Source organism: Butyrivibrio sp. (assembly GCF_024699075.1).
Genome location: NZ_JAILQF010000020.1, coordinates 1 through 4,313 on the forward strand (window position 1 = coordinate 1; position 4,313 = coordinate 4,313).

Sequence of the window (4,313 nt, forward strand, 5' to 3'; positions counted from 1 at the left end):
AAAGGAGGCTGTTAACAGTTTTACTGCGAAAATGCTTATCGCATAACTACTGGAATAACGTCATACACCCATTACTTTATAAAAATATAAGTGCAGATGATATTTTCATCTACACTTATATAGTACGAAACTGGAATATAATTCCTCTACAAACATGCAAATGGAAGTAAATGGTTCCTCCCGAGTTCAATCTTCGATCTGTCACCGTCTGTTCATAATCAAGCGGACATGCGGTGATAAGCACAATGCTCTCGCGTTCCGCAAGTTCTCTGCGAAGCCGTTCCGCAATCTCATCCGAAAAGTGATGATCCGGAAATCCGCTAAATACCGCCAATAATTCTTTCCGCATAATTTTCTTTTCACGCGCTTAAACAAATTCTTATTTGTCTAACATTATATTCCTTGCATGCTCATATAATCTTCTCTGAGCATACCGTAGATATTATAGTCGCAATAAACCGAAACCATTTTCCCTTGACGAACTGTTCCTTCTTTTATAAAACCACATTTATCCATAACTTTATTTGAAGCAACATTTCTTACATCTACACGTCCATTCAATCGGTCTATTTCTGTGTTCTTAAAAACAAATCGTAACACTTCCTTCAAAGCTTCTGTAGTAATTCCCCTTCTCCAGTACTCAGGATTAATCCTGTATGCTATATCGCCCATTCTGGCATTTTGAATATCAAATACTGCGATCATACCTACCACTTTATTCGTTTCTTTCCATACAATTCCCCAATCAAAATCAGGAGAAGGTTTTCTTTTCACCCAAGGACGGGGGTCAATAAACATGAGTTCAGGATTTTTTTCGCCCTTGCTCGCTTTTCTTCCCCAATATGTATAAATTTCTTCTCTTCCCAACCACTCTTTTAAATCATCCGTATCGCTTTCGTTAAGCACCCGAATGATCAATCTGTCTGTCTCAAGAATCGGCTTGTCTATTGCATAATCATTTAACATAGTCTCCTCCGTCTACTAACATCGATTTTATTCATTTCATTATCCTGAAAGTTATTATTTCCTTAAGTACTTCTCATCAGATTCATATTCTTCGCTAACAAATCGTTCTACTGTCATGTGAAGATCATACTTATCGCGAAGCTCGGCAAGTTGCTTCATCATCGGTGATGCATGATGTACATCTATAGCCTCCTGATCTGACCACGAATCAATGAGCAATACAATCTCGGGGTCATTGAGTGGTTGAAAGTATTCATACCGCAGATTTCCTTCTTCTGCCCGAATAGCATCTGCTATACCCGATGATTCCATTTCATCCGCAAACGCACGTGCATTTCCATTAATTCCTTTATAGTACAGATTTACTGTTATCATATAATCTCCTTCGTGCATAATTTGAAAGTTAATCTATTCAGAAATACCTAAATTTATCTGTATCTACAGTTTCCTTCATGTATTTCTATATAGCTGTAACCCCCTGAACCAACTTCTATTTTACTTTTCTTTTTCCTGTATTACCTGTTCCTTTTACTTCTTCATGATAAAAATAATCCACAATAGTTGGATGTCCTTTTGGTACACGTTCATAAGGTGTTTCATTATCAATAAATCTACATTTATTTATTTTTGCTAAATTCTCTGCTTTTTTTCTCAAAGCTTCAAAATAGCTGCGGTCTTTTTTATTATATATTTCATCATAAAGAGGTAACAGATCCGGATATTTATCAGAAATGTAGCCCATAATATCTGCTTTAAAACCACCGCGCAAGTTAAGATTTTCAAGCCATATTAAGTCGCACTGATCTTTTACTTTATCAAAAATAGCCTCTATATCCGTTATTTCCGGAAATACCGGTGAGATAAAACATACTGTCCTGATACCGGCATCATACACCTGTTTCATTGCAGCAAGTCTTCTTTCAATACTTACTGCTGCATCCATATCATCCTTAAATCTCTCATCCAGGGTATTTACAGACCATGATACGGTCAATCTGCTCTTTTCATTTATTTCTTTTAATAAATCAATATCTCGAAGTACAAGATCTGATTTTGTACAAATAAGTATCTCCGCTCCGCTGTCTTTTAATTCTTCAAGTATACGCCTTGTATTTTTATATGTTTCTTCCAGAGGATTATATCCATCTGTAACTGTTCCGATAACAACTTTCTGTCCGGCATATTTCTCCGGCTTCCGGATCTGTGACCATTCTTTAACATCCATGAACGTACCCCATTCTTCGTTATGCCCTGTAAAGCGTTTCATAAAAGAGGCATAACAATATTTGCAGGCATGAGGGCACCCCACGTATGGATTGACTGAATATCCGCCAAGGGGCACGTTAGATTTAGTCATAACACTCTTTGTTTCTATGTGTTTTATTTTTATTTCCTGTTGTTCCATGTTCTCTGCTCCTTTAATACCTTATTAAAATCATGTGGTAGTTCCTGTATCATATTTTCTTCACCCATTATTGGAATAAGATCTTCTTTCATGAAAACTGGTATGCTAAGTTCATGTGCCTGTTCTGAAAGCGACTTTGCCCAATCTGGATTAGTTTTTATCTTTTTGCTCTTTGCACCTGTCATTGTTCCAATTACAATCCAGTCAATTCCAGTAAAATCTACCTCCCCAGGATCATCAAATAATGGTTCAAAAGTAACATGCAGGTGCTTCGCTTTTACATTTTTCCTTAATGTATCAATTCTCCAAAGGTCTGACTTACATGTAACCGTTACGCCGAACCAGGCATTATCAGGAGCTGTTTCAACAGACAATAAATCCGGTCTTTTGGTAAGAAATACGAACTGATGCTGGGGATTCTCTTTCATTTTATTGAATACTGCATTTAGCCATTCATCAGTCCATATTGACAGATCGCTCATGCCGGTAAGTAAATAGTTATGAGGTTTTTTGCGATCTATCATCTTTAGCTTTGAATCAAAGAATACAGGCTTCTCAAAATCATCAATAATATGAAAGCGCCTTGTGTTATTTCTGGCATAACAATAGGAACATCCAACATTACACCCGACAACAAGATTCATATTCTGTATCAGCTCTTTTATACAAGTACTCATTTCTCACTCCATTTTTCGAGATTCATTATGATTTTCTCTAAATATGACTCAAATTCTCGTATTTCTTTTTGAGAAAATCCTTCGTAAAAAATATTTCCCATTTCATCTGATACAGAGTCATAATCATTTTTAAGGTTTCTAGCTCTGTCCGTAAGAAACAGAAGTGTTTTTCTTTTATCTGATTCATCCTGTCTGCGGCCTATCAGACCATTTTTCTCCATTCGCTCAAGCATTGTCGTAAGAGATGTAATTGCCAGCCCGCTCTTTTCAGATATCGTTTTAATCGGTACTCCATCCTCCTGCCACAGCACATACAATATCCTTCCCTGAGGTCCATTAAATGCATCGACATTCTTTTTGGCAAGGATTTTTTCAAAAATACGATCATTCAGCTGTTTTACTTTTGTTATTAAAAAGCCACCATTTGTTTTCATAAAAATAAGCTCCTATATAGTAGTTTTTTAATACTACTATATAGGAGCTTTAATGTCAAACGAATTTATGCTATAACGTAATACTTTAATTTTTCTTTGTAACAACTGTTCATAATTAGACTCGAAAAAGCCTTGTCAAGTGAACTTGTATGGTGCGTACTAAGCTCGCTAGTACCTCGCTAAGTACTCTACTCAAACAAGATCTAAGACTTGAGAATTTTACTGTCTACCTGCTGCGTACGGTATAAAGCTCAGGGCTACTGTATGCCGCTGGTGGCAACTTTATTAACCGCAATCAAAAAGTCATCTGCAATATCAATAAGCTTTATTCCTTCATACTTAAATCATCAGAAAACTAACTGTATATCATTACTGTATTTTCATGTAATCACTATCCGTAACTGACTCACACCATTCATTGCTTGTATGATCACCTTCTATTTCGATTGCAAGATGAGAAAACCATGAGTCAGCAGCTGCTCCATGCCAGTGCTTTACATTAGCAGGAATATTGACTACATCACCAGGATGAAGTTCTCTTGCCTCTTTGCCTTCTTCCTGATAAAAGCCTCTGCCTCCGACACATATGAGAAGCTGCCCACCTCCACTCTTAGCATGATGAATATGCCAATGATTTCTGCATCCTGGTTCAAAAGTCACATTATAAATCGGTATCTGCTCTGTAGCAACAGGCGCAAGAAAGCTCTGTCCATCAAAATACTGAGCGTAAGTTTCATTAGCCTCACCAATAGGAAAAAAAATAGTGTTCTGATAACGTTCCTTATCAGTTAATTCAACAATCTGCTCATTATATATTTCCTTTGCAAGATT

The 4,313-nt window shown here is 36.7% G+C and carries 6 protein-coding genes; all 6 read right to left on the reverse strand.

Annotation, left to right across the window (positions count from 1 at the left end; translation table 11 throughout):
* Window positions 1–393 precede the first annotated feature (393 nt).
* A complete protein-coding gene (locus K6G87_RS00665) occupies window positions 394–966 on the reverse strand; it encodes a GNAT family N-acetyltransferase (RefSeq protein ID WP_296832481.1) in 573 nt (190 codons plus the stop codon).
* A 54-nt stretch (window positions 967–1,020) separates the two neighbouring features.
* Entirely contained in the window at window positions 1,021–1,359 is a 339-nt protein-coding gene (locus K6G87_RS00670) for a putative quinol monooxygenase (RefSeq protein ID WP_296832484.1), read from the reverse strand.
* A 97-nt stretch (window positions 1,360–1,456) separates the two neighbouring features.
* A complete protein-coding gene (locus K6G87_RS00675; protein ID WP_296832487.1) occupies window positions 1,457–2,371 on the reverse strand; it encodes a radical SAM mobile pair protein B in 915 nt (304 codons plus the stop codon).
* Window positions 2,353–3,048 (reverse strand): radical SAM mobile pair protein A, encoded by a 696-nt coding sequence (locus tag K6G87_RS00680; RefSeq protein ID WP_296832489.1) that lies wholly within the window; start codon window positions 3,046–3,048, stop codon window positions 2,353–2,355. Before K6G87_RS00680 ends, K6G87_RS00675 begins: the two co-directional genes overlap by 19 nt.
* Window positions 3,045–3,482 carry a radical SAM mobile pair system MarR family transcriptional regulator gene (locus K6G87_RS00685; protein WP_296832491.1) on the reverse strand — a complete coding sequence of 146 codons (438 nt, stop codon included), beginning with the start codon at window positions 3,480–3,482 and terminating at the stop codon, window positions 3,045–3,047. The genes K6G87_RS00680 and K6G87_RS00685 overlap by 4 nt, the downstream gene beginning before the upstream one ends.
* Before the next feature lie 369 nt (window positions 3,483–3,851).
* Window positions 3,852–4,313, reverse strand: a 462-nt coding sequence (locus K6G87_RS00690; RefSeq protein WP_296832494.1) for a cupin domain-containing protein, incomplete at its 5' end; no start/stop codon positions are given.